The 26,790-nt window shown below is 53.5% G+C and carries 28 protein-coding genes and 1 pseudogene; 14 read left to right on the top strand and 15 right to left on the bottom strand.

All coding sequences use genetic code 11. The features are described from left to right. Window positions 1-280 precede the first annotated feature (280 nt). The 3 genes from OGY07_RS06420 to OGY07_RS06410 all read left to right on the top strand — a co-directional run bounded on the left by OGY07_RS06420 (window position 281) and on the right by OGY07_RS06410 (window position 2,596). Window positions 281-997 (top strand): YebC/PmpR family DNA-binding transcriptional regulator, encoded by a 717-nt coding sequence (locus OGY07_RS06420; RefSeq protein ID WP_042283320.1) that lies wholly within the window; start codon window positions 281-283, stop codon window positions 995-997. A gap of 244 nt (window positions 998-1,241) precedes the next feature. Beyond that, entirely contained in the window at window positions 1,242-1,475 is a 234-nt protein-coding gene (locus OGY07_RS06415) for a DUF1272 domain-containing protein (RefSeq protein WP_286599538.1), read from the top strand. A 110-nt stretch (window positions 1,476-1,585) separates the two neighbouring features. After that, window positions 1,586-2,596 carry a LacI family DNA-binding transcriptional regulator gene (locus OGY07_RS06410; RefSeq protein WP_060571267.1) on the top strand — a complete coding sequence of 337 codons (1,011 nt, stop codon included), beginning with the start codon at window positions 1,586-1,588 and terminating at the stop codon, window positions 2,594-2,596. 86 nt (window positions 2,597-2,682) lie between these two features. On the opposite strand, the gene OGY07_RS06405 is transcribed toward OGY07_RS06410, so the two are convergent. From OGY07_RS06405 to pspA, 15 genes are all read right to left on the bottom strand, one after another. Then, a complete protein-coding gene (locus OGY07_RS06405; protein WP_042283326.1) occupies window positions 2,683-3,588 on the bottom strand; it encodes an OmpG family monomeric porin in 906 nt (301 codons plus the stop codon). 77 nt (window positions 3,589-3,665) lie between these two features. Beyond that, the gene (locus OGY07_RS06400) at window positions 3,666-4,745 is read right to left on the bottom strand and encodes an ABC transporter ATP-binding protein (RefSeq protein WP_181823116.1); all 1,080 of its coding nucleotides are present in this window, start codon (window positions 4,743-4,745) and stop codon (window positions 3,666-3,668) included. A 10-nt stretch (window positions 4,746-4,755) separates the two neighbouring features. Beyond that, on the bottom strand, window positions 4,756-5,418 hold the full coding sequence (gene pgmB, locus OGY07_RS06395) for a beta-phosphoglucomutase (RefSeq protein ID WP_060571269.1): 663 nt from the start codon (window positions 5,416-5,418) through the stop codon (window positions 4,756-4,758). Further along, window positions 5,415-7,691 (bottom strand): glycoside hydrolase family 65 protein, encoded by a 2,277-nt coding sequence (locus OGY07_RS06390; protein ID WP_286599385.1) that lies wholly within the window; start codon window positions 7,689-7,691, stop codon window positions 5,415-5,417. Before OGY07_RS06390 ends, pgmB begins: the two co-directional genes overlap by 4 nt. Then, window positions 7,688-8,743, bottom strand: a complete 1,056-nt coding sequence (gene ycjS / locus OGY07_RS06385) for a D-glucoside 3-dehydrogenase (RefSeq protein ID WP_199957695.1) — start codon at window positions 8,741-8,743, stop codon at window positions 7,688-7,690. Before ycjS ends, OGY07_RS06390 begins: the two co-directional genes overlap by 4 nt. Window positions 8,744-8,752: 9 nt before the next feature. Continuing rightward, the gene (gene ycjR / locus OGY07_RS06380; protein ID WP_181823114.1) at window positions 8,753-9,541 is read right to left on the bottom strand and encodes a 3-dehydro-D-guloside 4-epimerase; all 789 of its coding nucleotides are present in this window, start codon (window positions 9,539-9,541) and stop codon (window positions 8,753-8,755) included. A 17-nt stretch (window positions 9,542-9,558) separates the two neighbouring features. Beyond that, window positions 9,559-10,611 (bottom strand): D-guloside 3-dehydrogenase, encoded by a 1,053-nt coding sequence (ycjQ, locus tag OGY07_RS06375; protein ID WP_286599381.1) that lies wholly within the window; start codon window positions 10,609-10,611, stop codon window positions 9,559-9,561. 30 nt (window positions 10,612-10,641) lie between these two features. Then, entirely contained in the window at window positions 10,642-11,484 is an 843-nt protein-coding gene (locus OGY07_RS06370; protein WP_286599379.1) for a carbohydrate ABC transporter permease, read from the bottom strand. After that, window positions 11,471-12,352, bottom strand: coding sequence for a carbohydrate ABC transporter permease (locus OGY07_RS06365; protein WP_042283345.1), 882 nt, complete (start codon window positions 12,350-12,352; stop codon window positions 11,471-11,473). Before OGY07_RS06365 ends, OGY07_RS06370 begins: the two co-directional genes overlap by 14 nt. 20 nt (window positions 12,353-12,372) lie before the next feature. Continuing rightward, a complete protein-coding gene (locus tag OGY07_RS06360; protein WP_060571272.1) occupies window positions 12,373-13,665 on the bottom strand; it encodes an ABC transporter substrate-binding protein in 1,293 nt (430 codons plus the stop codon). 12 nt (window positions 13,666-13,677) lie between these two features. Beyond that, on the bottom strand, window positions 13,678-15,360 hold the full coding sequence (locus OGY07_RS06355; RefSeq protein ID WP_286599374.1) for a sugar phosphorylase: 1,683 nt from the start codon (window positions 15,358-15,360) through the stop codon (window positions 13,678-13,680). Between the two features lie 197 nt (window positions 15,361-15,557). Beyond that, window positions 15,558-15,782, bottom strand: a complete 225-nt coding sequence (pspD, locus tag OGY07_RS06350) for a phage shock protein PspD (RefSeq protein WP_042283355.1) — start codon at window positions 15,780-15,782, stop codon at window positions 15,558-15,560. A 20-nt stretch (window positions 15,783-15,802) separates the two neighbouring features. Then, on the bottom strand, window positions 15,803-16,162 hold the full coding sequence (gene pspC / locus OGY07_RS06345) for an envelope stress response membrane protein PspC (RefSeq protein WP_060571274.1): 360 nt from the start codon (window positions 16,160-16,162) through the stop codon (window positions 15,803-15,805). Continuing rightward, complete coding sequence (gene pspB / locus OGY07_RS06340) at window positions 16,162-16,386, bottom strand: envelope stress response membrane protein PspB (protein WP_042283359.1); 225 nt, start codon at window positions 16,384-16,386, stop codon at window positions 16,162-16,164. Before pspB ends, pspC begins: the two co-directional genes overlap by 1 nt. Window positions 16,387-16,440: 54 nt before the next feature. Then, a complete protein-coding gene (gene pspA / locus OGY07_RS06335; RefSeq protein WP_060571275.1) occupies window positions 16,441-17,109 on the bottom strand; it encodes a phage shock protein PspA in 669 nt (222 codons plus the stop codon). Window positions 17,110-17,276: 167 nt separating this feature from the next. Here pspA and pspF point away from each other — a divergent pair, with 167 nt between their 5' ends. From pspF to fabI, 11 genes and pseudogenes are all read left to right on the top strand, one after another. Next, the gene (pspF, locus tag OGY07_RS06330; RefSeq protein WP_286599369.1) at window positions 17,277-18,254 is read left to right on the top strand and encodes a phage shock protein operon transcriptional activator; all 978 of its coding nucleotides are present in this window, start codon (window positions 17,277-17,279) and stop codon (window positions 18,252-18,254) included. Between the two features lie 421 nt (window positions 18,255-18,675). Next, window positions 18,676-19,167: a type VI secretion system tube protein TssD gene (gene tssD / locus OGY07_RS06325; protein ID WP_286599368.1), complete on the top strand. Its 492-nt coding sequence runs from the start codon at window positions 18,676-18,678 to the stop codon at window positions 19,165-19,167. A gap of 10 nt (window positions 19,168-19,177) precedes the next feature. Then, the gene (locus OGY07_RS06320; protein ID WP_286599365.1) at window positions 19,178-19,534 is read left to right on the top strand and encodes a tlde1 domain-containing protein; all 357 of its coding nucleotides are present in this window, start codon (window positions 19,178-19,180) and stop codon (window positions 19,532-19,534) included. Further along, the gene (locus tag OGY07_RS06315) at window positions 19,531-19,968 is read left to right on the top strand and encodes a hypothetical protein (RefSeq protein ID WP_286599360.1); all 438 of its coding nucleotides are present in this window, start codon (window positions 19,531-19,533) and stop codon (window positions 19,966-19,968) included. The genes OGY07_RS06320 and OGY07_RS06315 overlap by 4 nt, the downstream gene beginning before the upstream one ends. Window positions 19,969-20,197: 229 nt before the next feature. Next, window positions 20,198-20,437 (top strand): annotated as a pseudogene (locus OGY07_RS23350) (site-specific integrase); the annotation flags it as partial. A gap of 59 nt (window positions 20,438-20,496) precedes the next feature. Beyond that, window positions 20,497-22,140, top strand: a complete 1,644-nt coding sequence (gene sapA, locus OGY07_RS06305) for an ABC transporter substrate-binding protein SapA (RefSeq protein ID WP_286599358.1) — start codon at window positions 20,497-20,499, stop codon at window positions 22,138-22,140. Beyond that, on the top strand, window positions 22,137-23,102 hold the full coding sequence (gene sapB, locus OGY07_RS06300) for a peptide ABC transporter permease SapB (protein WP_042283384.1): 966 nt from the start codon (window positions 22,137-22,139) through the stop codon (window positions 23,100-23,102). The genes sapA and sapB overlap by 4 nt, the downstream gene beginning before the upstream one ends. After that, window positions 23,089-23,979: a peptide ABC transporter permease SapC gene (gene sapC, locus OGY07_RS06295; RefSeq protein WP_060571282.1), complete on the top strand. Its 891-nt coding sequence runs from the start codon at window positions 23,089-23,091 to the stop codon at window positions 23,977-23,979. Before sapB ends, sapC begins: the two co-directional genes overlap by 14 nt. Then, complete coding sequence (sapD, locus tag OGY07_RS06290) at window positions 23,979-24,971, top strand: peptide ABC transporter ATP-binding protein SapD (RefSeq protein WP_060571283.1); 993 nt, start codon at window positions 23,979-23,981, stop codon at window positions 24,969-24,971. The genes sapC and sapD overlap by 1 nt, the downstream gene beginning before the upstream one ends. A gap of 1 nt (window position 24,972) precedes the next feature. After that, entirely contained in the window at window positions 24,973-25,779 is an 807-nt protein-coding gene (gene sapF / locus OGY07_RS06285) for a peptide ABC transporter ATP-binding protein SapF (RefSeq protein ID WP_286599355.1), read from the top strand. Between the two features lie 123 nt (window positions 25,780-25,902). Further along, a complete protein-coding gene (gene fabI, locus OGY07_RS06280) occupies window positions 25,903-26,691 on the top strand; it encodes an enoyl-ACP reductase FabI (protein ID WP_042283398.1) in 789 nt (262 codons plus the stop codon). Window positions 26,692-26,790: the final 99 nt, after the last annotated feature.

The raw sequence follows: 26,790 nt of genomic DNA, 5'->3' as shown, positions 1-26,790 counted from the left end.
TCAAGCGGCTGTGGACGGGGCGTCGGCTTCGTATCAGTTCGTGTCTTATCTGTTCTTATTACGGCTCAAGTATTAAGAACAGAAAAAACACTCAGAAGAACATTATCAAATTATATTCACACCATATTTACTGTTGGCAAAACAAAAGTAACACTCCATACACACGGCATATTTTAATATTCATAGACGAATATTTACATATCATGATATAATACGGTAGAAAAAACGCAGATTATTAATCTGCAAGTAATGTAAATAAATTTTCGAGGAGCGAATTCCAGTGGGACGTAAATGGGCCAATATCGTTGCTAAAAAAACGGCTAAAGACGGTGCAACGTCTAAAGTATACGCAAAATTCGGTGTGGAAATCTATGCTGCAGCGAAACAAGGTGAACCCGACCCAGAATTAAACTCATCTCTAAAATTCGTTATTGAACGTGCGAAACAAGCGCAGGTTCCAAAACACGTTATCGATAAGGCCATTGATAAAGCCAAAGGTGGCGGAGATGAAACGTTCGTCCAGGGACGTTATGAAGGCTTTGGACCCAATGGTTCAATGATTATCGCTGAAACGTTGACGTCAAATGTTAATCGTACGATTGCGAATGTCCGCACAATTTTCAATAAAAATGGCGGGAATATCGGGGCGGCAGGTTCTGTCAGTTATATGTTTGACAATACCGGCGTGATTGTATTTAAAGGAACAGACCCTGACCGTATTTTTGAAATTTTGCTTGATGCTGAAGTGGATGTTCGTGATGTCACCGAAGAAGACGGAAACATCGTTATTTATACTGAATCCACAGACCTTCACAAAGGCATTGCAGCGTTAAAAGCGGCTGGAATCACTGAATTCACAACAACATCATTAGAAATGATCGCTCAATCAGAAATTGAACTTTCACCAGAAGATTTAGCAATTTTTGAAGGGCTTGTTGATGCCCTTGAAGATGACGATGATGTTCAAAAAGTTTATCATAACGTTGCAAATCTCTGATCCTAAATGAGTTAGGCAGCAGCATTTCCAACCGGGTGGTTGATTATAAAATAACCCTCAAAATCCAGCGCAGGCACCTTTTTCACTAAGCATCGGAGCGATGTAGAAGGTGGTGCCCGCAAGCGCTATAAACAGATCGTGGTATCCTTTTCATGGTGATCCTGGTGCAGTGGCAGGTTTTATTCTGCGTGGACTGTGGGTCATCTATACTTTCGATGATTTTTCCCTTAACCCGGAGAACACCATGCTCGAACTTCGCCCTGACTGCGAATGGTGCGATCGCGATCTGCCGCCGGAATCAACGGAAGCCTTTATCTGTTCGTTCGAATGTACCTTTTGCAGTGATTGCGTGACTCAGCGGCTTCACGGCAGTTGCCCGAACTGCGGGGGGGAATTGGTTCGACGTCCGGTACGTCCCGCAGCGGCCCTGTTGCAATATCCGGCCTCAACGCAGCGCCGTCATAAACACCGGGCGTAAAACCTTCCTGTTTCAGGTCAGGTTGTTGATTATCCAACACGTTATGTTGTCAACGACTGGCTAACTCCATAAGATGGGTGGCATTAACTCTCTGATGGAGTTCCTGAATTATGTCGCCCACTATTTATGATATTGCCCGCGTTGCGGGTGTGTCGAAGTCGACGGTTTCCCGAGTACTTAATAAGCAAACCAATATATCGCCCGAAGCGCGGGAAAAAGTCCTGCGCGCCATCGACGAATTACAGTATCAGCCCAACAAACTGGCCCGCGCCCTGACCTCCTCTGGCTTTGACGCCATTATGGTCATTTCCACCCGCTCCACCAAAACCACCGCCGGAAATCCGTTCTTCTCTGAAGTGCTGCATGCCATTACCGCCAAGGCCGAAGAAGAAGGTTTCGACGTAATTTTGCAGACGTCACGCAGCAGTGAAGACGACCTGCAAAAATGTGAGAGCAAAATTAAGCAGAAAATGATCAAGGGCATTATTATGCTCAGCTCGCCTGCGGATGAGTCCTTTTTCGCGCGGCTGGATAAATACGATATTCCGGTGGTGGTTATTGGCAAAGTGGAGGGTCAGTACGATCATGTCTATTCTGTCGATACCGATAATTACCGCGACAGCATTGCGCTAACCGATGCGTTGATCAACAGCGGCCACCGGCTTATCGCCTGCCTGCACGCGCCGCTGGATTATCACGTCTCCGTTGACCGGGTGAATGGCTATAAGTCCAGCCTTCAGGCACACCAGTTGACGATCCGCGATGAGTGGATTATCGACGGCGGTTACACCCATGAATCCGCGCTATGCGCCGCCAGAGCCTTGCTGAGCCAGAGCACATTACCGGATGCCGTCTTCGCCACGGACAGCCTGAAATTAATGAGCCTTTATCGTGCGGCAGCGGAATTGAATATTGCCATTCCGCAGCAGCTCGCCGTGGTGGGCTACAGTAATGAAATGCTGTCGTTTATTCTGACGCCGCCGCCGGGCGGAATTGATGTGCCAACGCAGGAACTTGGGGAAGAAAGTTGCGCCTTGCTGTTTAAATTAATTCGCGGCAAAAAGGGTCTGCAACATATCACCGTCGCGACCCAAATCGCTCTTGCGGGATCGCTGGCGTAAAAACGGGGCGTATTCTGCCCCGTGAGTGTGTGCGTTATCCATAACGCCTGTCAGCGCTGCGCCGCCATCCGGCCGTGCGTTGACAATTAGAAAGCGTAATTCACGCCGACACCGGCGTAGTGGAAATGATCCCGCTCGCCTTCATCGTGATCCTGCCATTCAAACGCATATTCCAACGTCATGGATAATCCATTCTGGAAATCATAGGCGTACAGCATACCGAGACGGTTGAAATCATGACCTTCGCGTTCGATATCGTCCTGCCAGTCCCAGTTGCTCCAGCGATCAAGACCAATACGGGTGTATGGCGTCAGCGTGGTGTTGCCTAATGCCACCGGTAGATAGGCGCGAATTTCCTGCGTCGAGAATTCACCGTTGTTCCGCGACTTGTCGATATTGAAACCGCGTTCAAGGTAATAATTGGTGACCAGGGAGAACGTTTCGTTAATATTCCATGTAAAACCCGTCTCCGTTTCGACGCGGCTGTCGGAATAACCGGTTGTCGATAAATCATTAACGAACTGATACAGGGACAACCAGCCGCCAAAGCGCACGTTATCGCTAATCTTAATATCCCAGTCCGGCGACACTTTCCAGCGCTGCATATTCGCGGTGTCTTTACCCGGTTCATTAACGTAGTGATAGCCGTAATTACGGAAACCGCCGGTCAGACCAAAATTGACGTCGTCGCTTTCCAGAAACTGATAACGCACTTCCAGTTCCGGGCGGTCAAACCAGGTGCCGCGCTTACCCGCGCTGTAATCAACCGGCCCTTCCTGATAATACGCCAGCGAGATTTTCCACGGCCCGTTGGCGGCGTTGAAATAGACGGAGGGCTCAGCCAGCCCGTCCATATCTTCACCCTGGCCTTCGACGTTTTCGATTTCATACATGGCGCCGACATTAAAATGCCAGTCATTATTTTCTGCAGCCTGCGCGCAGGCCATTCCTGCGCACATCAGCAGCGCAGTAGAGGACAGTAAGGTTTTCATTATTATTCCTTGTATAAATACAGATAAATAAAATGAGCTAAAGCCAGGAGAACAGGTTCTCCCGGCAAGTTTTCTCGTTAAATAGCGAATTCAGTTTCTGCGTCAAAGAAATGGCATTTCGCCATATCAAAATGAATGGTGATATTGTCTCCTGCGTGATAATCATTAACCGCTCCGGCACGGACCACCAACTCGTGCCCCCCAATGGTGGTGTACAGCATAAATTCCGCGCCGGTCAGTTCTGCGACGCTTATTTTTGCCGCCACGCTATTTTCCTGTTGCGACTCGGGATGAATATCCTCAGGACGAATACCCATCACCACCGCTTTATGTTCGTAGCCTTTTGCTCTCAGCCCCTGTAATTTGTCTTCCGGAATGGTTAATTTCAGGGTTTCGGTTACAAACTGATTGCCGTCGATCGCGCCGCGAATAAAATTCATTGCCGGTGAGCCAATAAATCCCGCGACAAACATATTTGCCGGGTGGTTATAGACCGTTTTCGGGGCGCCCACCTGTTGTACTATCCCGTCTTTCATAATGACGATACGCGTCGCCATGGTCATCGCTTCCGTCTGGTCGTGCGTCACGTAGATCATGGTGGTGTTCAGCTTCTGGTGCAGCTTGCTGATTTCCGCGCGCATCTGCACACGCAGTTTGGCATCGAGGTTCGATAAGGGCTCATCCATCAGGAACACCCCGGCTTCACGCACAATAGCGCGTCCTAACGCTACGCGCTGACGCTGACCGCCGGATAACGCGCCCGGTTTGCGCTTCAGATAGTCCCGCAAGCCAAGGATCTGCGCCGCCCAGTTGACGCGTTCATCAATAATAGTCGGGTCAATCTTCTGCATTTTCAGCCCAAACGCCATGTTGTCGTACACGGACATATGCGGATACAGCGCGTAGTTCTGAAAGACCATCGCGATATTGCGCGATTTTGCCGGAACATCGTTCATCCGTTTGCCGTCGATCAGCAGATCGCCAGCGCTGATCTCTTCCAGTCCGGCAATCATGCGCAGCGTGGTTGATTTACCACAGCCTGACGGACCGACAAAAACGATGAACTCTTTGTCTTCGATCTCCAGGTTAAAATCTTTCACTACGTGAACCTGGTTGTCGTAAATCTTCTGAATGTGTTGCAACGAGAGCTGTGCCATAATGATTCCTTTACTTGTCGTGTTGCCAGAAAGCCGATAAGCACGGCCACGTCAGAGAGTCTGTCGCCGGAAGCAGCAAACCTGCGCCCGTCAAGCCCGAGCCAATGCCTACCGAGCGCATGCCGCTGGCATTGATCGCATCGATTCCAGCCTGTGCGTCTTCGATTCCGATACAGGCCTGCGGCGGTATGCCCAGTCCCTGACACGCGGCGAGGAAAATCGCCGGATCCGGTTTGGAACGGGCTACTTTTCCGGCATCGGCGCAATAATCAAAAAAGTGTTCAATTTCCAGCGCCCTGAGAATGGTGGGGGCGTTCAGGGAGACTGATGCCAGGCCAATTGCTATCTGTCGCGCGCGCAGTTCGCCGAGCAGTTCACGGATCCCCGGCAGGATGGAATCGGCGGTTAAATCGCGCAGAGAGTGAACGTAAAGCGCATTCTTACGTGCCGCCAGCGCCTCGCGCGCCTGCTCGCTGAATTCCCCCTCTTTCCCGCCGTGACGTAAAATACGCAGCAATGACTCCCCCCGGCTTATCCCTTTCAGGGTGTCGTTAAATTCCTCGTCGATCGCGATCCCGACGTCTGCGGCGACCTGTTGCCAGGCAAGGAAATGCAGATGCGCGGTGTCGGTGATCACCCCATCGAGATCGAACACTATTGCCTGTAGTTTCATTCACCTTCCTTTTGTGTGGTAGCGGTCCCATTGGTGGGCAAAATAAAGTCAGCGAGGGAACAGGTCTGCTCACCGTTAACGGTCAGCACCGTCCCGTTCAGCCATAGGGTCACCGGACGAGTGCTACTGATACGCGCTTCCTGTCTCGACAGCGAAATGCGCAGTTCGCTTCCCTGCCACCGAAGTGGGAAGGTCAGTTGCCGCCAGGCGTCTGGTAACGCAGGGTTAAGGTGCAACTCGCCTTCGCGTACGCTTAATCCGGCGAAGCCCTGGATCGCACCAAGCCAGATCGCTCCCGTTGCCGCCGCATGAATGCCGTCATCGCAGCTGTGCGGATCGTCACCAAGATCGATTAGCGTCCCTTCTCGCCAGAAACGATAACCTTGTTCGGCATCGCCACAGCGCGCGGACACAATACCGTGAATCGATTTGCTCAATGAGGAATCGTGAATCGTTCGCGGTTCATAGAAGTTCAGGTTGCGCAGGCAGACATCGGTCGAAAACCGCTCAGGCAGCATGTAGGTCAACATCACGACATCAGCCTGCTTGAGGATCTGCATCTCGTTGACTTCCGCCCGCGAATAATCGAGCAGAATAGTCTGCTTGCCCGCTTTCGCCTTATATGTCGTGAGATCGATGACCGGCTTACTCAGGAAGGTGTCATCCTGCGGCAGTACGCCGTCCTCCCCTGCCTCCGGCAGCCAAAGGTGCGCGAGAAAATGCGCGGCGCGATGAAGAAACGCCTCATCCGTGCAGCCAAAGCGGCGGGAAAAACGCAGCGCCTGGGCAACGTTGTAATGCGCCATGTAGTTGGTGAACGCGTTGTTGTTGACGTGCTCGGTATATTCATCCGGGCCAATCACGTCATGAATTTCCAGCTGTCCGTTGACGTCCGTAGCACGACTCATCCAGAACCGCGCTGTTTCCTGGAGCAGCGTCAGCCCTTCGCGTGCCATAAACTGGTCATCGCCCGTTGCCTGCCAGTAAGCGACCACCGCCCATGCGATATCAGCGACCAGGTGATGTTCCGCCAGCGCGGAAGCCACCTTCTGACGCAGCCCGGTACGGATGTTAATGGCCGCGTATTCCGGTGTCTCTTCTTCGCCGCTGCGGGCGCTCTCCCAGGGAAACAGCGCGCCATGCCAGCCATTGCGCCGCGCTTTTTCACGGGCGCCCGGCAGGTTGTGCCAGCGGTAGCGCAGAAGATTGCGCGCCACTTCCGGCTCGGTAAACAGGTGGAACGGCAGTAAAAAGACTTCGGTATCCCAGAACACATGGCCTTTGTAGCCTTCGCCAGTCATGCCCTTCGCACCGATGCTGCTGCGCTCGTCATGGGCTGGCGTCATGCTTCGCAGATGATAGAGCGCAAAATCCAGCGCCCGCTGATCCGCATTGTCATGGCTGGCGACCTCGACCCGACAGCGCTGCCACCAGTCGCCCCAGTTGGCGGCGGACTCCGTCAGTAAGGCCTCATAACCCTGCAGCGCGCAATTCTCCAGCGCGCGTCGTCCCTGGCGGGCCCAGGTATCCAGTGACAGATTGCGACTGCTGGTCCACTCAATCCAGGTGAACTTTTCCAGCGTCAACCGTTCGCCCTGGGCGACCTGCGCGGTGTTATGCTGCAACAGGCGACGCTCTTTCGCCGTAAAACAGGACTGCACCTCGCCCTGCACGCGACACCAGGTCGAGACAGAAATATCGCTGCGGCCATCCTGGGTGGAATAAATGCCTTGCAGAAGATGCTGGCCAAACACCCGCACCTGCGTTTCATCCAGATGCTGGCGGCCATGGTTGGTCTGAGTGGCATCGATGCCGGTGGACAGAGATACCGTCGCCGCCGCGTCCAGCGGCGTGATGGACAGTCGCATCGCCACCAGCGGCAGTTGCGTCACGGAAGCGAAGCGGCGGCTCTCGATGGCGAAACGCGCGCCGCCGGGCGCGCGCCAGACCAGTGTGCGCGTCAGCTCGCCACAGCTAACATCCAGTTCGCGCCGCCAGCTTTCAATCGTGCCGCTAAGCAGGGAGAAAATGTCCCCGTTGAGCTGAATATCGACGCCAATCACATCCGGCAGGTTCACCAGTTCATTGATTTCCCCCTTGCCGGCCCGGTGATAAAGTCCGGCAAGATACATCCCGCGCGTCTGCTGCGTGTAGCCTTCTTCGTGGCTGGCGCGGATCCCCAGATAACCGTTGCCTGTCGCCATCAGCGAGGCGTATTTATTCAGGCTGTGCGGGCAAAAACCCGGATCGGATAACATCACTGGTTTACTCATAATTCAACGCACATCCCTGTTTCGGCAGATTCATACAGCGCCGCGACCAGCTGTTGGATCACAAAGCCCTGCTCGGCGTCGGCGATGGTGACCGGTTCACCCTGAACGTGGTTCACGAAAGCTTCCATACTGCGATAATGGCGTTGATCATCGGCGCGCTCCCGCTGCGTCAGAATAGCCAGTTCGCCGTTGTGATCGGTGTAGACCTGCGCCGGGAACAGCGTTGCGCCTGCTTTATCGCCGCAAAAATTCACATTCATTATTGATTGTTCAGGAATATTCAGTGCAAAAGAGGTTTCGAGGCGCAGAATACTGCCGTTATGAAATTCAATGGTGCCGAACAGCGAATCTTCCACGGTATAGGTCGTGGGATCCCATTCGCCGAACTGACCGTTATTTTTCCGGGTGCCGATCTTCTGAAAGCTGTGCGCGGTAACGCGTTTCACCAGCGGGAATCCCAGAACGTACATTGCCGCATCCAGCATATGTACGCCAAGGTCGATCAACGGGCCGCCGCCCTGGAGCGCTTTATTCGTAAAGACGCCCCAGCCGGGCACGCCGCAGCGGCGCAGCGCTCTGGCATTGGTAACATAAATTTCGCCGAGCACGCCTGCCGTCACCTGCTCGCGTAACAGTTGCGTGTCGAGAGCAAAACGGTGATGGAAATCATACGCCAGTACTTTGCCCATCCGGCGCGCGGTATTGCACATTTCCAGCGCCTGTTCCGGGGTCATGGCCGGGGGTTTTTCGCACATCACGTGGCAACCGGCTTCCAGCGCCATCATGGTATGTTCATAGTGAAAACGGTTTGGCGAACAGATACTCACGATATCCGGCTTTACGCTTTGCAGCATGCGCTGCGGATCGTCCCAGACCTGCGCATGACCGTATTTTTCTGCCAGCGATTGTGCCTGAGACAGGCGGCTGTCACAGACAGCCACCAGTTCCAGATCCTCGCGGGTGCAGTAGTACGAAGCATGAACCTTATCCGCTACCTGTCCTGCGCCAATAATGGCCACACGCAGCGGGGAGCTTGTCATTGCACTTTTCACGGAAACCTCTTAGCAGGTACGCAACCAGGCCAAAGACTGACGGTAGGCTTCCGGCAGGTTATCCGCCCGGACGCGCCCTTCATACACCACATAGCCCTGATAGTGATCCGCGCGCAGTTGGTCGAACAGCATTTTGAAATTCAGCGTGCCGGTCCCCGGTTGATAGCGGTGGTTGTCAGCAATATGCACGTGCCCCAGCAGGTCGCGGTTATCGTGCAGCGCCTTCGCCATATCGTCTTCTTCAATATTCATGTGGTAGAAATCACCGATGATCTGCACGTGCTTCAGGTCGTTCTCCACGATGTAACGACGTGCATCCGCCAGCGTGTTGATCATGTGATCCTGATAGCGGTTAAGCGGCTCCAGATAAACGACCGTCCCGGTGCGTTCTGCCACTTTGTCGAGATAACGCAGTGAATCGCTGACCATTTTGCGGTCGCCTTCCAGGCTGCGCGGCGAGGTCATCGGCGGCAGACGGAAGGTGAACATTCCCCAGGCTGCCGGGACGATGATCCCTTGCCCGCCGACTTCAGCCAGCGCTTCCAGAATGCGCTCAATCTGCTTAAGACCGTTCAGACGACGCTCTTCAATAAAGTCGCCAATCCAGCCGTCGTAGCCGCCGCAGGCCGTGGTCACCGGCAGGCCGGTTTCTTTGATTGCCGCTTTGACTTCGTCGAGGTGGTTAACCAGTAATTTGCCGTCGATTTCGAAGCCGTCGAAGCCCATCTCTTTGATATAACGAAACTTCTCCAGAATGTTTTCCGGAAAAAATGCCTGGTTCTGCGTTCCAATTTTCATTTTTGTCGTCCTGTCCCTTAAAACGTTACGCCCATTTTGATGCTCTTTTCCGGATGTCTGTCGACGTACTGCATATAGCTTTCCGGGCTGTCTGCGAACGTCACCACCGGGTCGATCAGGTCTTCGCAGTTCAGATACCCATTCATCAGCAGTTCCCAGCAGGTTTCTTCGATACGTTTACGGCTCCAGCGCGGATAGTCCGGATTCGGTTCGCTACAGGCGCGCGAGAAGACGATTTTGGCGTTGTTGAAGTGCGCTTCGCGACCGAGGTTGAACCCTTCGGCGAATGGTTTCGCGAAAGCGACGTAGGAGATAGTGCCACCGTAGGCCAGTCCGCGCAGCGCGGACTGCAACGCGTCAGCATAACCGCTGGTTTCGATGATCACATCAGCGCCCTGCTTACCGGTCAGCTTTTTGATCTCCATCCCCACGTCGGTGCCGATTGGGTTAAGGCAGAAATCTGCGCCATGACGACGGGCGATATCACAACGATGGGGGATCGGGTCAACGCCAATCACCACGGACGCGCCCGCTTTTTTCGCCAGCTGCACCGCGATCTGACCAATGGCGCCGAGCCCGACGATCACCACGAAGTCGCCCACGCGCACGTTCGCATCGCGCACGCCGCTCATCGCAAACTGCGCCGGGTCGTAACACACGGCGTTTTTCCACGAACGACCTGCCGGCATTTTGCGCAGCTTGTAATTATTCACTGCATTGATGATGACCGTTTCGGACAACGGACCGTAGCCGCAGACGCTGTCGCCCACCGCATAGTCGGTGACGCTGCTGCCGCATTCGATAATGTCGCCAACGATCATATTGCCAAGCTGGAACTTGCCAAATTCGATACCTCGCGGCGCGCCTTCCGGACGCGGCATAAACATCTGCCACTCACCGTTGAAATCTTCGTCAATAAACGGGCTGGCGGCGCGAAAGTCGACCACTTCCGTACCGTGCTTCGGCGCGCCAAAGCGCACGCGGATCCGCACCTCATGAGCCTCAATAGCCCGGTCTTCATATTCCACCAGGGCCGCCACGCGCGGCGCTGTTGCGACTAACTTTTTCATCTACAACTCCTTGATTAAAAACTGGCCGCCTTAGCCCTTCACGCCACCAGCGGTCAAACCACTCTTAATAAAACGTTCGGAAAGCGCATACATAATGACGACAGGCAGTGCCGTCACCAGCGACGCCGCCATCATGCGTCCCCAGATGTAATCTGGCGTGCTGAACAGGGTGTTCAGTCCCACCGGCAACGTGAAGTTGCTGGCGCTGGAGAGGAAAATGGAGGCAAACAGATAGTCGTTCCACGCCACCATGAAGCAGTAGACAAAGACCGACACCAGCCCCGACATCGCCAGCGGAACGGTAATACGGAAAATAATTTGCAGACGGTTCAACCCATCCATCATCGCCGCTTCTTCGATCTCATCCGGAATGGTGTCGAAGTAGCTTTTCAGCATGAACACGGCGGTCGGCAGGGTCTGGGTCACCATTGTGACGATCAACGCCATTTCGGTGTCGTAAATCCCGAGCGCGGTGATGATCTTGAACAGCGGCACCACCAGCAAAATGCCGGAGAACATGTACACCGTGTAAAAGCTGGCGTTGATGGTCATCCGTCCTTTAAAGCGCAGGCGGGAGAGCGCATACGCGCCCAGCGTCCCCAGAAACACGGCCACGACCGACGACACCACCGACACCACCAGGCTGTTGCGGAAGTAATCGACAAAAGGAAAAATCAGCGGGTTAAAAATGTCGACATAGTGTTCCAGCGTCCACTGCTGCGGCAACAGCGTCGGATGCAGCGAAATCGCCTCTTTCGCGCTTTTGAACGACGTCATCAGCATCACGAAAAAAGGAAACAGCGTGATAATAAGAAAGACGATCAGGCCGCAGTAAAAAACGACACGTCCGAATTTGCGTTTATTTGTTGCCATTGAGGTTCACCCGTTTTCTGGTCAGCAAAATGACGGCGAAGATAATGATGAAAAGCACCACCGAGATCGCTGCCGCTTTCCCTAAGTCATTAAAGGCAAAGGCCGTTTTGTAGAGATAGACCCCGAGAATATCGACCTTGGTGGTCAACAGATACACGTCGGCGAACATGTAGAACATCCAGATGGTGCGCAGCGTAATCACCGTCGCCAGTACGGGCATAATCGCTGGCAGCGTGACAATGCGAAAACGTTGCCAGGCATTAGCGCCGTCCATTTCCGCCGCTTCGTACAGTGACTTATCAATGGTCTGCAAAATCGCCAGAAACGAGATAAACGCATACGGGAAGTAGCGCCAGATGGCGAACAACACCACCAGCACGAAACTGCTGCCGGGATTGTCGAACCACAGCGGCGCCTGATCGTAGAGATGCAGCAGATCCACGCCGAGATAGTTCACAATGCCGTAGCCGTTGTTGAACATGTACTTCCAGGCGAACACCAGCGAAATCGACGGCGTCACGTAGGAGAGGATCACCAGTGAACGCGCCGTCTTGCGCAGGCGGAATTCACGGTTGAAGAACATCGCCACGCCCAGCCCGAGCACGGTACTGCCTGCCACCACCAGCGCGGTGTACCACACCGTCATCCACAGCGAGTGCCAGAATCCGGGATCGGAAAGGATGCGAATGTAGTTGCTCAACCCCACAAAGGTGGCGTCGATGCGCGGGTTTAGCGGCAAGCGCAAAAAGCTGATTTCGATGTTCGATATCATCGGCCAGGCCACCAGACCGCCCAGCAGCAACAGGCTGGGCGCCAGGAGCAGCAGCGCAAAAGGCATATCGGATCGACCTGAAAATAATCGGGTCATAACTGCGTTCCTCTTAGCCATTAACGCTGCTCAATCAGGGTATCCAGTTTTTTCTGGCTTTCCTGAAGCGTTGAGGACAGATCAGCTTTGCCGACTGTCACGTTATGCACCATCGAACTGACGACACCGGATCCCGTCACATCGCCCATACGGGTAAAGTTTTTGTCCCCTACCGCGCCAAACACCTGAATGTTCGGCAGTTCCGCAATCAGTTGCCCCGGCAGCTCGCCCAGCGCTTTGATGACGCCGTTGTCCTGCCAGGTTTTGGTGCCCACCACCGCTTTGTTCACCGGCAGCGCCGCGCCCGGCGACATCATCACCCAGTCGGCGATGTTGTCGGCTTGTTCCATGAACGCGACAAATTTCTCGGCCGCTTCGGTTTCTTCTTCTTTCTGGCCGCTGGTAATGGTCAGCGAAGTCAACATGCCGTAAACCGCCGACGTCTCTTCGGTTGGCACCACAAACCCGATGTTCTGCGGATCGCCCTCCTTCATGATGGCTGGCAGAATATACGTCGAATACATCGCCATTGGCGCGGTGCCGTTCATGAAAGCGTCTTTCACCTCCATGATATCGTTGGAGCCTGGCATGGTATTGGCTGCCAGATCGCGGTAATAGCTCAGCGCGCGGGTCATCTCCGGCGTGTTGAGCGTGATGTGTCCCTCAGCGTTAAACACATTCGCTTTATTTGAGAGCGCGAACTGGGAGAAAGACTGCTCGGTCAGCACGCTTTCCGCGGTGGGCAACGCGATGCCATATTTCTTATGCGCCGGATCGTTCAGGGTCTGGGCGACATTCAGCAGATCCTGCCAGTTTTTCGGTTCGTTGAGTCCGGCGTTAGCCAGCACGTCTTTGCGATACCAGATGCCGCCGATCCAGGCGCTCACCGGCACCCCGGTCCACGCGCTGCCGTCTTCGGTGCGGACAATCCGCAGCACCCCGTCATAAAAAGCATTTTCGCCCACGGTCTGGATGACATTCGTCACCGCTTCCCGGTCAATGAGCTGTTCTTTGTCCATCACTTTCGCGTAGTCATGGCTGGTTTCGATCACTTCCGGCAGTGACCCGCTTCTCGCAAGCGTAATGACCTTAGTGTTATAGGCGTCTTCTTCCACCGGAACCTGCTTCACGGTGATCTCAGGATTCGCTTTTTCAAACCGTTCAATAAGCGTAGTAATAACGGCCTGACGCTCCTGTTCGACAGACGAGTGCATAAATTCAATCGTCACATGGTCGGGTTTATCATCCTTACAGCCTGAAATCAGGGCGCAGGAAACCAGTGCTGATAACAGCACAATTTTTGTTTTAAGCATCAGATGTTCCTTTTATTTTTTAATCCACATAACCTGCCAGGGTTGCAGCGTTAATGTTTCGCCGGAAACCAGGGTTTCCGTCATTAAATCGATGCCGGAGTTTACCCCCGCGTCAACGGTCTGAATGCAATCACTGAAATTAAATAAAGCCGTGATTTTTTCGTCGGTATTCGCCGCGCGAACGATTTTCATTACCGCAGGCGTAATACTGGAAATGGTAAAATCACTTTCCGGATGGAAGGCGTGATTATTTCGGCGAATCTTCACCAGCCGCGATAAAGATTGATATACCTGATGACGCAGTGAATCCTCTGCCATTAATTCATTTTCAATCGCTTCGCGCTGATATTTCTTACGGTTAATTGCCCGGTTATAACCTAATTTTTCCACGCCCTCGTAATCATTACGTGAGCCGAGAATACTTTGAATATAGATGGCCGGCACACCCGGAAAGGTCAATAAGAGCGCATGGGCCAGCATAAATTTCGCCAGACGTTGTGAATCGTTGCTGTCGCGCGAACTTAACGCATCCATGTAGGTGACATTGATTTCATACGGGCTGCGCGTACCGTCCGGGTTATTCTTCCAGTTAACCAACGCCCCTTCTTTTTGCAGGTCGGCGACTAACGCTAAAATATCGTCTTCCGGCAGCAATCCGCGTAGCGGATTCAGACCAATGCCATCGTGAGAGGCAAGGAAGTTAAACCAGGTGGTCTGCTGTGACGGCAGCGTCAGCGACTGCGCCCACTGACTGAGCGCGCGGGTGTCCTGGCGGTGCACGGCGTGCAGAACCAGCGGCGGCAGCGAAAACTGATAGACCATGTGGGCTTCGTCCAGCCCGTTGCCCAGATAGGAAATGTTGTCTTTATGCGGAACGTTGGTTTCCGTGATAATTGCCGTGCCAGGCGCGACGTCATCGGCGATAGCGCGAAACAGCTTAATCAACCGGTGGGTCTTTTCCAGATGAATGCAGCTCGTGCCCGGCGTTTTCCACATAAAGCCTACTGCGTCGAGACGCACATAATCAGCCCCGTGTTCAAGGTAAGTCAGCAGCACGTCGACCATCGCCAGCAATACATCCGGATTGGCATAATTGAGGTCGATCTGATCTTCGCTGAAGGTGGTCCATAAATGACGTACGCTATTATCTTTCAGAGTAAATGGCGTCAGCAGCGGTAATGCGCGCGGGCGCGTGACCGCGCTCAGATCGGTCTGCGGATCCATTTCAATAAAGAATTGTTCAAATCCCGGCGTCTGCTGTAAATAATGTGCGAACCATTCGCTTTTCGCCGACATATGATTACAGACAAAATCAAACATCAATTGACAGGATTTATTTAACGCCGCGATATCCTGCCAGTCCCCTGTTTCTTCGGCGACTTTATAATAATCGATGACCGAGAAACCATCGTCAGAAGACCAGGGATAAAAGGGCAGCAGATGGACATGGGAGAATATTGACACCAACCACCGGGAATAGAACCGATTAAATGTAGGCAGTGGTTTTTCTTTTTCACTGTGAAATTGGTCGGCGTAAGTAATCAACACCACATCACTTTCATCCCAGTGTGGCTTACGCTTTTTCGTAATAACCTTTCGCGCGTTTTCTATTCGCGCGTTGAGCATTTCATCATGACGATGCGTCCATGAATCTTCATAGACAAAGCTGAGGCATTCCTGAATTTTGTGCTTCACTTGATTTTTCCGTGGTAGCGGTCCCATGAAGCAAGAGACTACTCCCGGTAAAATTAGCTGTCAATGCAGGGCACGGGGTTTTCGCGGCGAAAAAAAACCATTTTGGCAGCCCAAAAATCGTATTTGTGAGCTGCCGCAAATTAATTTTTAAATTGTGATTTATTTGTTACGGACCGGGCGGCCCGTAATCGACAGGATTAATTTTTGGAATAACGTTTTGATATTTTTGCAGCCATCCGGCTTAATAAGGGTTCAAGCGCGAGCGCCAGCAACATTTTCAGCGGACGACGGGCGACGGACTTCACTGCCCAGCCCGCCACACCTGCCGGACCGTAACGCAGCGCCGTCAGAAGTACCAGCTTACCTGCTATTTTCATACCGGGTTTCACCTTTTGCCCGGCGCGTTGCCAGCGATTATTCATCTTAGCCCTCACTGAATTCATTACAGCTGACGGAAACGGCTACGTAACGTAAACGTATCCGAGGTGACATAGCGCTCCATCTCACGCAGGCGCTTCTCCCCCGCCGCCAGCTCTTTATCAACCGCGTCCAGCAGTTCTCCGCTGGTAGGCTGGTTTTCGCCTGCGGCCAGGTTGTCCGGCATCGGATCAAGCACAAAAGACAGCACGATGTAGGCAACCAGGGTAAAGAATGCCAGACCAAAAAAGATCGACAGTACCACCAGAATGCGCACCAGTTTCACCGGCACGTCGAGGTATTGCGCGATGCCCGCGCACACGCCGCGTACCATCCCTTGTTGGGGGATGCGCCATAATTTTTTGTTCAGGTTAATGCCTCCCATTAACGTTCCCTCCAGTTCGGATGTTCCGCGTCAAGAATCGCTTCCAGCGCCTGAATACGTTCACGCATTCGCCTGGCGTCGTCGGTAAGTTGGACTAAACGCTGTTGCTCGCTCTGCGAGAGTTCGCCGCGACCGGAACGGTTGCTGTAATGCAGCCATAACCAAATCGGCAGCACAAACAGCACGAAAATGGTTAGCGGAATGGCCAGAAATAGCGCGCTCATGTGTACTCCTTACAGGTGATGAGCGGCGGCGCGTTCGGGCGCCGCCAGGTATTATTATTGCTTGTCTTGCTGCATTTTGGCTTTCAGTTGCGCCAGTTGCTCGCTGATCTCATCATCGGCTTTCAGGTCAGCGAACTGCTGGTCCAGCGTCGGTTTCTTCCCAAAGCTGTGGCTTTCCGCTTCAGCTTCCATTTGATCGATGCGACGTTCAAAAGATTCAAAGCGCGCCATTGCTTCATCGATCTTGCCGCTGTCGAGCTGGCGGCGCACATCGCGGGAAGAACTGGCCGCCTGATGGCGCAACATCAACGCCTGCTGGCGGGCGCGGGTTTCGCTGAGTTTATTTTCCAGCTCGCCAATCTCTTTCTTCATGCGCGTCAGCGTATCTTCCACCAGCGCCACTTCCTGCTCGAGCGTCACGATCAGATCGGTCAACTTCTGTTTTTCGATCAGCGCGGCACGCGCCAGGTCGTCTTTATCTTTACGCAGCGCCAGCTCTGCTTTTTCCTGCCACTCGGTCTGCTGCGCGGTGGCCTGCTCAATACGGCGGGATAGCTGTTTCTTTTCTGCCAGCGCGCGAGCGGAATTGGAACGAACTTCAACCAGTGTGTCTTCCATCTCCTGAATCATCAGGCGAACCAGCTTCTGCGGATCTTCCGCTTTTTCAAGCAGCGCGTTGATGTTGGCGTTCACGATATCGGCAAAACGAGAAAAAATACCCATAATTCAGTCCTCATATTTTTTGATGTCGGGCGATGCCCTGCTGAATGTGTAATACAATCCTCGTGCCAACTTTTTAACTCACTGAAATATCAAGTAACGTACAGTTTTACCTCGGCACAAAAACAGCGTAAAGTGGTGAAATACACCAACAAGTGGCGAAATTCATCATGGCAGAATACAAAGACAATCTTTTAGGCGAGGCCAACAGTTTTCTCGAGGTTCTCGAACAGGTTTCACGTCTGGCGCCACTGGATAAACCGGTCCTGATCATCGGTGAACGCGGCACCGGTAAAGAGCTTATCGCCAACCGCCTGCATTATCTCTCTTCCCGTTGGCAGGGGCCGTTTATTTCTCTCAATTGCGCCGCGCTCAATGAAAATTTGCTCGACAGTGAACTGTTCGGTCACGAAGCTGGCGCATTTACCGGGGCGCAAAAACGGCATCCCGGTCGCTTTGAACGCGCCGATGGCGGGACATTATTTCTCGATGAGCTCGCCACCGCGCCGATGCTGGTGCAGGAAAAGCTGCTCCGCGTCATTGAATACGGTGAACTGGAGCGGGTCGGCGGCAGCCAGCCATTACAGGTGAACGTGCGGCTGGTCTGTGCGACCAACGCCGACCTACCGGCGATGGTGAAAGAAGGCACATTCCGCGCAGACCTGCTGGATCGCCTGGCGTTTGATGTTGTGCAATTGCCGCCTCTGCGCGAACGGCAGGCCGATATCATGCTGATGGCGGAACATTTTGCCATTCAGATGTGCCGTGAAATACGCCTGCCGTTATTCCCTGGTTTCACCGAGCGCGCCAGAGAAACGCTGATGACCTACGCCTGGCCCGGCAACATCCGTGAATTAAAAAACGTCGTTGAACGTTCTGTATACCGTCATGGCACCAGCGACGCGCTGCTCGATGAGATCATTCTCGATCCGTTCAAACGTGAGGAAAGCCGCCTCCCGTCACAAACTGACGCTCCCGCGTCGGTCCCCTCCCTGCCCCTGGATTTGCGCGAATATCAGCAACAGCAGGAAAAAAACCTGCTGCAACTGAGCCTGCAGCAGGCGAAATTTAATCAGAAACGGGCGGCTGAACTGCTCGGTCTGACCTACCACCAGCTGCGCGCGTTGCTTAAAAAGCATCAGATTTAGCGTTTTCACGGCGAATTTGCGCAGTTTTGCGTCAGTTACCTACAGCCATTTTTACCTGACGGGCCGAAGTGCGATACACTTTGCAAATCGAATCTAAAAACCTTACAAATTATTTTTTTAACGCTCCTTAGAAATCAACATTTAATTATTAAAAATAGAGTTATAATAATTGACACGAAGACAATGCGAGTCATTTTAGTGCCCCTTTTCCTGCCCCAATCGCGTTTCCCCCCCACACAATCCACCCTTCGAAACTCTCAATTTTGCACAACAATCCGCCAGGGTTTATATATTTCAAGTTTTACATTTTTTATATGAATATCAAAAAGCTATACATCAAAGCTATAGCATTTAGTGTGCTGCACGTTCGAATAATAACGTGTTTATTACTATTTTTAACAGTAGAAATGGAGTTTTAAGAATGGCGATACCAGCCTATCTCTGGCTGAAAGACGATGGCGGTGAAGATATTAAGGGTTTGGTAGACGTAAGGGATCGTGACGGAAGTATCGAAATCTTCGGCTTTAATCATGGTGTTTTGCAGCCTACAGATAAACACACTGGTAAGGCGACCAGTTTGCGCGCTCATTCCCCGTTTTCTTTTGATAAAGAAATAGACTCTTCCAGCCCGTATCTTTACAAGGCCGTTACCACAGGTCAGCGGCTAAAATCCGCTGAGGTTAAATTATATAAAATTAACGATGCCGGACAGGAGGTCGAGTATTTTTCAGTCCTGATGGAGGGAGTAACGATTGTGAGCGTTTGTCCGATGATGCTCGATGTCAAAAGCCCTGATTATGAGAGACATAATCACATTGAACTCGTCGAATTGCTATACGAGAAAATCACCTGGCGCTTTGCTGACGGAAATATTATTCACTCGGATAGCTGGAATGACAGGAAAACCGCATAGGAGCAAAAATATGGGTTGGAAATATGAGCAAAGCACGGGGAAAATGTACAAGGACGGGAAGTTGATCGAGACTGGCTATTCCGGTGCGCTGACCAACAAAAACAATCCGGATCGTCAGCATGTTAAGGGGTTGGGTCCACTCCCTCGCGGGACATATAAAATCACGGGGCATTCTAATTCAAAAGGCCCGGTCACTCTTATTCTTGAACAAACGTCGGGTGAAAATTTCGGGCGTTCGGAATTCAGAATACATGGCGAACGCAAGCACGGTCCGGCAGGATTCGCCTCTGAGGGCTGCATTATTATGTCGCTCTCAACGCGACGAAATATTCTGCGTGACGGGGGAAGTATAGAGGTGGTGCGATGAGGCTGCGGCTTGCTCTGCTACTGTCGGCCTGTCTTTCATTTCCGGCGCTGTCGAAAGGGACCGATTGGGATAAAATCGTAAGTGGTGTTGCCAGAGGGGAACCGGCAAGTCTGGAGCAGATTGCATCACTCGCAGCGACGGCAAATGTAAAGCAGGCGCAGGAACTGGAGGATGCCCTTGCAAGCGCGCTCACATCAAACACACCTGGCGCGTTACGGGCATTGCAAAAAATCGATGCACGTGACTGGCCGCACATGATTGGCAGCGATCTTGTCTGCACCGTCCCAACTGAAAGAACCGTTGAAGAAATTGACGATTTTTATATGCGAACGCGTAGTGCGCTACTCAGGACTTTCGAAGGTGCACAGTGCCTCTGGATACTGGAGGCATCGTTCGAAGAATGGAAAGGTGAGCAGGCGCGACAGCGGAGATAATTATCGCCCGGCAGGCCGGGCTTTACTGTCAATTCCGCGTTTATGTTTACCCTTTGCCGACCCACAAGGCTATTTCAGACATGAGGGCCGAACGTTCCGCAATGTGGCTTTCGCAGGCAGTTTCTGCGTTAACCGCGCATTGCAAAGCAAAGGTTTCAATAGAAAGTTCCTGTATGGTGCGTTTGGGTGTCTCTCTCAACCCGAACGAAGCCGCCATTTTGACATAACCAGGCGTTCAGGTATTCGGCGGCATCCGTCATATCAATCTCGGCATACTTACGCGTGTTGGTTGCTGTCTGCAAAAGCCAACTTATCGTTTATTGCGAGTCATATGGGGCATGAGAATGCTAAGATGGTTTATGAGGTATAGTCAAAATGGATAGCCGGTATGAATGCTGATCAGGTCGCGATGCTGAACGCGCGATTGCCAACACGTCTGCCCCATGATGCCCCAAAATACAAACGGTAATAGCAAATGTTATTAAATATTAGTAAGATAGATACTTTATATATAATCCCTTAAAAATTATGCGCCTGGTTATATCGTCTCTGATCGTGATGGCTGGACTCCTGCGTGGTCAGGCTACTGCTGCGCCTGAAGCGCCTTCGCATGAAGATATCCGCGACAGCGGCTTCGTTTATTGTGTCAGTGGGCAGGTCAACACCTTCAACCCTCAAAAAGCGAGCAGTGGACTGATCGTCGACACGCTTGCCGCGCAGTTATATGACCGACTACTGGATGTCGATCCTTATACCTATCGCCTGGTGCCGGAGCTAGCGGAACGTTGGGAGGTGCTGGATAACGGCGCAACCTACCGTTTTCATCTGCGCCGCGACGTCCCGTTTCAGAAAACAGCCTGGTTTACGCCAACCCGTAAGCTGAACGCCGATGACGTGGTGTTTACCTTCCAGCGCATTTTTGATCGCCAGCATCCATGGCATAACGTCAACGGCGGCAACTTCCCTTATTTCGACAGTCTGCAGTTTGCGGATAACGTCCAGAGCGTCCGCAAAATCGACGGTAATACCGTGGAGTTTCGCCTGGCGCAGCCGGACGCCTCGTTTTTATGGCACCTCGCTACCCACTATGCGTCGGTAATGTCCGCGGAATATGCGGCGCAGTTAACGAAGCAGGATCGTCAGGAGTTGCTCGACAGGCAGCCGGTCGGCACCGGGCCGTTTCAGCTGTCGGAATACCGCGCCGGCCAGTTCATTCGTCTGCAACGGCACGACAGTTTCTGGCGCGGCAAACCGTTGATGCCACAGGTGGTCGTGGATTTAGGGTCCGGCGGTACTGGCCGCCTGTCGAAGCTGCTCACCGGCGAATGTGATGTGTTGGCCTGGCCCGCCGCCAGTCAACTGACAATTCTGCGCGATGACCCCCGTCTGCGCCTGACCCTGCGTCCGGGAATGAATATCGCCTATCTGGCGTTTAATACCGATAAACCGCCGCTGAATAACCCCGCGGTCCGCCATGCGCTGGCGTTGTCGATCAATAACCAACGTCTGATGCAGTCAATTTATTACGGCACAGCGGAAACGGCGGCTTCTATTTTGCCGCGCGCCTCGTGGGCCTATGACAACGAGGCTAAAATTACCGAATACAATCCAGCGAAATCTCGCGAGCAGTTGAAAGCGCTGGGGCTGGAAAACCTCACCCTGCATCTGTGGGTGCCGACCAGCTCTCAGGCATGGAACCCCAGCCCGCTGAAAACCGCCGAACTGATTCAGGCGGATATGGCGCAGGTCGGCGTGAAAGTGGTGATTGTGCCGGTTGAAGGGCGTTTCCAGGAGGCGCGGTTGATGGACATGAACCATGATCTGACATTGTCCGGCTGGGCGACCGACAGTAACGACCCGGACAGTTTTTTCCGTCCGCTGTTAAGCTGTGCGGCAATCCAGTCGCAAACCAATTTCGCCCACTGGTGTGATCCGGCGTTTGACCGGGTACTGCGTAAGGCCCTGTCATCGCAACAGCTTTCCGCCCGCATTGACGCCTATGATGAGGCGCAAACGATTCTCGCCAAAGAGCTGCCGATTCTGCCGCTGGCCTCTTCGTTGCGTCTGCAGGCCTACCGTTACGATATTAAAGGGCTGGTGCTGAGTCCGTTTGGCAACGCCTCGTTCGCGGGCGTTTCGCGCGAAAAAACCGTTGAGGTGAGTAAACCATGATTATTTTCACCTTACGCCGCATCCTGTTGCTGATGGTCACGCTTTTTTTCCTGACCTTTATCGGCTTCAGCCTGAGCTACTTTACTCCACACGCGCCGCTTCAGGGCGCGTCGTTGTGGAATGCGTGGGTCTTCTGGTTCAGCGGTCTTCTTCACTGGGATTTTGGCGTATCGAGCATTAACGGACAGCTGATCTCTGAACAGCTTAAAGAGGTGTTTCCCGCCACGATGGAGCTGTGTACGCTGGCGTTTGGCTTCGCGCTGATGGTGGGGATCCCGGTAGGGATGCTGGCGGGCATCACGCGCAATAAATGGCAGGATCGACTGATTAGCGCACTCGCCCTGCTCGGCTTTTCCATTCCCGTCTTCTGGCTGGCGCTGTTGCTGACGCTGTTCTTTTCGCTGACCCTCGGCTGGCTGCCGGTATCTGGTCGTTTTGATCTGCTATACGAAGTGAAGCCCGTCACCGGGCTGGCGATTGTCGACGCCTGGATTTCTGATTCGCCCTGGCGCGACGAGATGATCATGAGCGCGCTGCGCCATATGGTGCTGCCGGTGTTAACCCTGGCGGTCGCGCCAACCACGGAAGTGATCCGCTTAATGCGCATCAGCACCATCGAGGTATTCGACCAGAACTACGTCAAAGCCGCCGCCACGCGCGGTCTTTCCCGCTTCACGATCTTGCGCCGTCATGTATTGCACAACGCGCTGCCGCCGGTGATTCCTCGCCTTGGCCTCCAGTTTTCCACCATGCTGACGCTGGCAATGATTACCGAGATGGTCTTTAGCTGGCCGGGGCTCGGGCGCTGGCTGATTAATGCGATACGCCAACAGGACTACGCGGCGATCTCCGCAGGAGTAATGGTGATAGGATCGCTGGTCATTATCGTCAACGTGATTTCTGATATTTTGGGTGCTATGGCTAACCCTCTGAAACATAAGGAATGGTATGCCTTACGATAGCGTTTATAGCGAAAAGCGCCCGCCAGGTACGCTGCGCACCGCGTGGCGGAAATTTTATGGCGATACCACGGCGATGGTAGGCCTGTACGGTTGTGCGGGTCTGGCGCTGCTGTGCGTCTTTGGCGGTTGGTTTGCGCCGTATGGTATCGACCAGCAATTCCTCGGCTATCAGCTGTTGCCGCCGTCCTGGTCCCGCTACGGCGAGGTGTCGTTCTTCCTCGGCACCGACGACTTAGGGCGGGACGTGCTAAGTCGCCTGTTAAGCGGCGCGGCACCGACAGTGGGCGGCGCGTTTATCGTCACCGTGGCGGCGACGCTTTGCGGCCTGCTGCTGGGGGTGATTGCGGGGGCGACACACGGCCTGCGCTCCGCCGTGCTGAACCATATTCTTGATACGCTGTTGTCGATTCCGTCACTGCTGCTGGCCATTATCGTCGTGGCGTTTGCAGGACCGCATCTGGTTCACGCCATGTTTGCCGTCTGGCTGGCGTTGCTGCCCAGAATGGTACGTTCGGTTTACAGTATGGTGCACGACGAACTGGAAAAAGAGTACGTTATTGCCGCCCGCCTCGATGGCGCATCCACGCTGAACATTCTCTGGTTTGCCGTACTGCCTAATATCACCGCCGGGTTGGTGACGGAAATCACCCGCGCGTTGTCGATGGCAATTCTGGATATTGCCGCGCTCGGTTTTCTCGACCTTGGCGCGCAACTCCCCTCTCCTGAATGGGGCGCGATGCTTGGCGATGCGCTGGAGCTGATTTACGTTGCGCCGTGGACAGTCATGCTGCCCGGCGCGGCGATCATGATTAGCGTTCTGTTGGTCAACCTGCTTGGTGACGGCGTACGCCGGGCGATTATTGCGGGGGTCGAATAATGCCGTTACTGGATATCCGCAACCTGACCATTGAATTCAAAACCGGAGATGAATGGGTAAAAGCCGTCGACCGCGTGAGCATGACCTTAAGTGAAGGCGAGATCCGCGGTCTGGTGGGTGAATCTGGCTCCGGTAAGAGTCTGATCGCCAAAGCGATCTGCGGCGTCGCCAAAGATAACTGGCGCGTGACCGCTGATCGTATGCGCTTCGACGATATCGACCTGCTGCGCCTCTCTCCGCGCGAACGGCGCAAGCTGGTGGGACATAACGTCTCGATGATCTTTCAGGAGCCGCAGTCGTGTCTGGATCCGTCAGAACGCGTCGGTCGGCAGTTGATGCAAAATATTCCGGCCTGGACCTATAAAGGCCGCTGGTGGCAACGTGTCGGCTGGCGCAAGCGTCGTGCCATTGAACTGCTGCACCGCGTTGGGATCAAAGATCATAAAGACGCCATGCGCAGCTTCCCGTATGAGCTGACCGATGGCGAGTGTCAGAAGGTCATGATTGCCATCGCGCTGGCTAACCAGCCGCGCCTGCTGATTGCCGACGAACCGACAAACGCGATGGAGCCGACCACCCAGGCGCAAATTTTTCGTCTGCTGACGCGTCTGAACCAGAACAGCAATACCACCATTTTGCTGATCAGCCATGACCTGCAGATGCTCAGCCAGTGGGCAGACAGAATTAACGTGCTGTATTGTGGGCAGACGGTGGAAACGGCGCCAAGTAAAGAACTGGTGACTATTCCCCATCATCCTTACACCCAGGCGCTGATCCGCGCCATTCCTGACTTTGGCAGCGCGATGCCGCATAAAAGTCGTTTGAACACCATGCCCGGGGCGATTCCGTTGCTGGAACAATTACCGATAGGCTGCCGTCTGGGGCCGCGCTGCCCGTATGCGCAGCGAGAATGTATTGAAACACCGCGTCTGACCGGAGCGAAAAACCATCTCTACGCTTGTCATTTTCCGCTGAACATGGAGAGAGAGTGACATGGTTGAGACCCTGCTCGAAGTGCGCAACCTGAGTAAAACCTTTCGCTACCGCACCGGCTGGTTTCGTCGCCAGACGGTAGAAGCGGTAAAGCCACTCAGTTTTACCCTGCGTGAACGCCAGACGCTGGCGATTATCGGCGAGAACGGTTCCGGTAAGTCGACACTGGCGAAAATGCTGGCGGGGATGGTCGAGCCGAGCGGCGGCGAACTGCTGATCGACGATCACCCGCTTAAATTCGGCGATTATTCGTTTCGCAGCCAGCGCATCCGCATGATTTTCCAGGATCCGTCAACGTCGCTTAACCCGCGTCAGCGGATTTCGCAAATTCTCGATTTCCCACTGCGTCTAAATACGAATCTGGAGACAGAACAGCGGCGTAAACAGATCATTGAAACCATGCGCATGGTCGGTCTGCTGCCCGATCACGTCAGTTATTACCCGCACATGCTGGCGCCAGGGCAAAAGCAGCGTCTGGGACTGGCGCGCGCACTGATATTACGCCCGAAAGTGATCATTGCCGATGAGGCGTTGGCGTCGCTCGATATGTCGATGCGCTCGCAGTTAATAAACCTGATGCTGGAATTGCAGGAGAAACAGGGTATCTCTTATATTTACGTCACCCAGCATCTTGGCATGATGAAGCACATCAGCGACCAGGTTTTAGTGATGCATCAGGGAGAAGTGGTTGAGCGCGGCAGTACCGCTGATGTGCTGGCTTCACCGCTCCACGACCTGACAAAGCGACTGATTGCCGGTCATTTTGGCGAAGCGCTCACCGCGGATGCGTGGCGAAAAGACCGCTAAAACGGCTTCATGCAGTGGTCGGATTAACTCTCCCGGCGTCTCGTGTTAGAATCGCCGCGTTTTAACGACACCCCGTCCCTTTACGCGGCTGGGCGCCACAACAATAACATAAGGATTTAAGCTATGGGTTTTCTTTCCGGTAAGCGTATTCTGGTCACCGGTCTTGCCAGCAAATTGTCCATCGCCTACGGTATCGCTCAGGCGATGCATCGCGAAGGCGCTGAGCTGGCGTTCACCTACCAGAACGACAAACTGAAAGGCCGCGTGGAAGAATTTGCCGCACAACTGGGTTCGAACATCGTCCTGCAGTGCGATGTGGCGGAAGATGAAAGCATTAATGCCATGTTCGCTGAACTGGGTAAAGCATGGCCGAAATTTGACGGTTTTGTTCATTCCATCGGTTTCGCTCCGGGCGACCAGTTGGACGGCGACTATGTCAATGCGGTAACCCGTGAAGGCTTCAAAATCGCCCATGACATCAGCTCCTACAGCTTCGTGGCGATGGCGAAAGCGTGCCGCGCTATGCTGAATCCGGGTTCTGCCCTGCTGACCCTTTCCTACCTTGGCGCAGAGCGCGCGATCCCGAACTACAACGTGATGGGCCTGGCGAAAGCCTCTCTGGAAGCCAACGTGCGTTACATGGCGAATGCAATGGGTCCGGAAGGCGTGCGCGTAAACGCCATCTCTGCGGGTCCGATCCGTACACTGGCGGCTTCCGGCATTAAAGACTTCCGTAAAATGCTGGCGCATTGCGAAGCGGTTACCCCGATTCGTCGTACCGTCACCATTGAAGATGTCGGTAACTCCGCCGCATTCCTGTGCTCCGACCTGTCCGGTGGTATCTCCGGTGAAGTCGTTCACGTTGACGGCGGTTTCAGCATCGCCGCGATGAACGAACTGGAACTGAAATAAGCTTTCAGCCTTCCTGTGGGCGGCGTTCTGCCGCCCATGAAAACGTTCTGCCCGGCAATATACCTTTTTGATCTTTGTTATCACGTAACAATCTTTTCC

This window comes from Citrobacter sp. Cs237 (genome assembly GCF_030332325.1).
Taxonomy (GTDB): Bacteria; Pseudomonadota; Gammaproteobacteria; order Enterobacterales; family Enterobacteriaceae; genus Citrobacter_A; species Citrobacter_A sedlakii.
This window is presented reverse-complemented; position numbering and strand designations above follow the sequence as displayed.

Coding starts and splice junctions, on each gene's coding strand:
- OGY07_RS06415 (WP_286599538.1), top strand. CDS start 1,242: ATGCTCGAACTTCGCCCTGACTGCGAATGGTGCGATCGCGATCTGCCG.
- pspF (WP_286599369.1), top strand. CDS start 17,277: ATGGCAGAATACAAAGACAATCTTTTAGGCGAGGCCAACAGTTTTCTC.
- fabI (WP_042283398.1), top strand. CDS start 25,903: ATGGGTTTTCTTTCCGGTAAGCGTATTCTGGTCACCGGTCTTGCCAGC.
- sapD (WP_060571283.1), top strand. CDS start 23,979: ATGCCGTTACTGGATATCCGCAACCTGACCATTGAATTCAAAACCGGA.
- pspD (WP_042283355.1), bottom strand. CDS start 15,782: ATGAATAATCGCTGGCAACGCGCCGGGCAAAAGGTGAAACCCGGTATG.
- ycjQ (WP_286599381.1), bottom strand. CDS start 10,611: ATGAAAAAGTTAGTCGCAACAGCGCCGCGCGTGGCGGCCCTGGTGGAA.
- OGY07_RS06365 (WP_042283345.1), bottom strand. CDS start 12,352: ATGACCCGATTATTTTCAGGTCGATCCGATATGCCTTTTGCGCTGCTG.
- pgmB (WP_060571269.1), bottom strand. CDS start 5,418: ATGAAACTACAGGCAATAGTGTTCGATCTCGATGGGGTGATCACCGAC.
- OGY07_RS06370 (WP_286599379.1), bottom strand. CDS start 11,484: ATGGCAACAAATAAACGCAAATTCGGACGTGTCGTTTTTTACTGCGGC.
- OGY07_RS06400 (WP_181823116.1), bottom strand. CDS start 4,745: ATGGCACAGCTCTCGTTGCAACACATTCAGAAGATTTACGACAACCAG.
- pspB (WP_042283359.1), bottom strand. CDS start 16,386: ATGAGCGCGCTATTTCTGGCCATTCCGCTAACCATTTTCGTGCTGTTT.
- OGY07_RS06315 (WP_286599360.1), top strand. CDS start 19,531: ATGAGGCTGCGGCTTGCTCTGCTACTGTCGGCCTGTCTTTCATTTCCG.
- OGY07_RS06320 (WP_286599365.1), top strand. CDS start 19,178: ATGGGTTGGAAATATGAGCAAAGCACGGGGAAAATGTACAAGGACGGG.
- OGY07_RS06390 (WP_286599385.1), bottom strand. CDS start 7,691: ATGAGTAAACCAGTGATGTTATCCGATCCGGGTTTTTGCCCGCACAGC.
- OGY07_RS06360 (WP_060571272.1), bottom strand. CDS start 13,665: ATGCTTAAAACAAAAATTGTGCTGTTATCAGCACTGGTTTCCTGCGCC.
- tssD (WP_286599368.1), top strand. CDS start 18,676: ATGGCGATACCAGCCTATCTCTGGCTGAAAGACGATGGCGGTGAAGAT.
- sapC (WP_060571282.1), top strand. CDS start 23,089: ATGCCTTACGATAGCGTTTATAGCGAAAAGCGCCCGCCAGGTACGCTG.
- OGY07_RS06410 (WP_060571267.1), top strand. CDS start 1,586: ATGTCGCCCACTATTTATGATATTGCCCGCGTTGCGGGTGTGTCGAAG.
- sapA (WP_286599358.1), top strand. CDS start 20,497: ATGCGCCTGGTTATATCGTCTCTGATCGTGATGGCTGGACTCCTGCGT.
- pspA (WP_060571275.1), bottom strand. CDS start 17,109: ATGGGTATTTTTTCTCGTTTTGCCGATATCGTGAACGCCAACATCAAC.
- OGY07_RS06405 (WP_042283326.1), bottom strand. CDS start 3,588: ATGAAAACCTTACTGTCCTCTACTGCGCTGCTGATGTGCGCAGGAATG.
- ycjR (WP_181823114.1), bottom strand. CDS start 9,541: ATGAAAATTGGAACGCAGAACCAGGCATTTTTTCCGGAAAACATTCTG.
- sapF (WP_286599355.1), top strand. CDS start 24,973: ATGGTTGAGACCCTGCTCGAAGTGCGCAACCTGAGTAAAACCTTTCGC.
- sapB (WP_042283384.1), top strand. CDS start 22,137: ATGATTATTTTCACCTTACGCCGCATCCTGTTGCTGATGGTCACGCTT.
- pspC (WP_060571274.1), bottom strand. CDS start 16,162: ATGGGAGGCATTAACCTGAACAAAAAATTATGGCGCATCCCCCAACAA.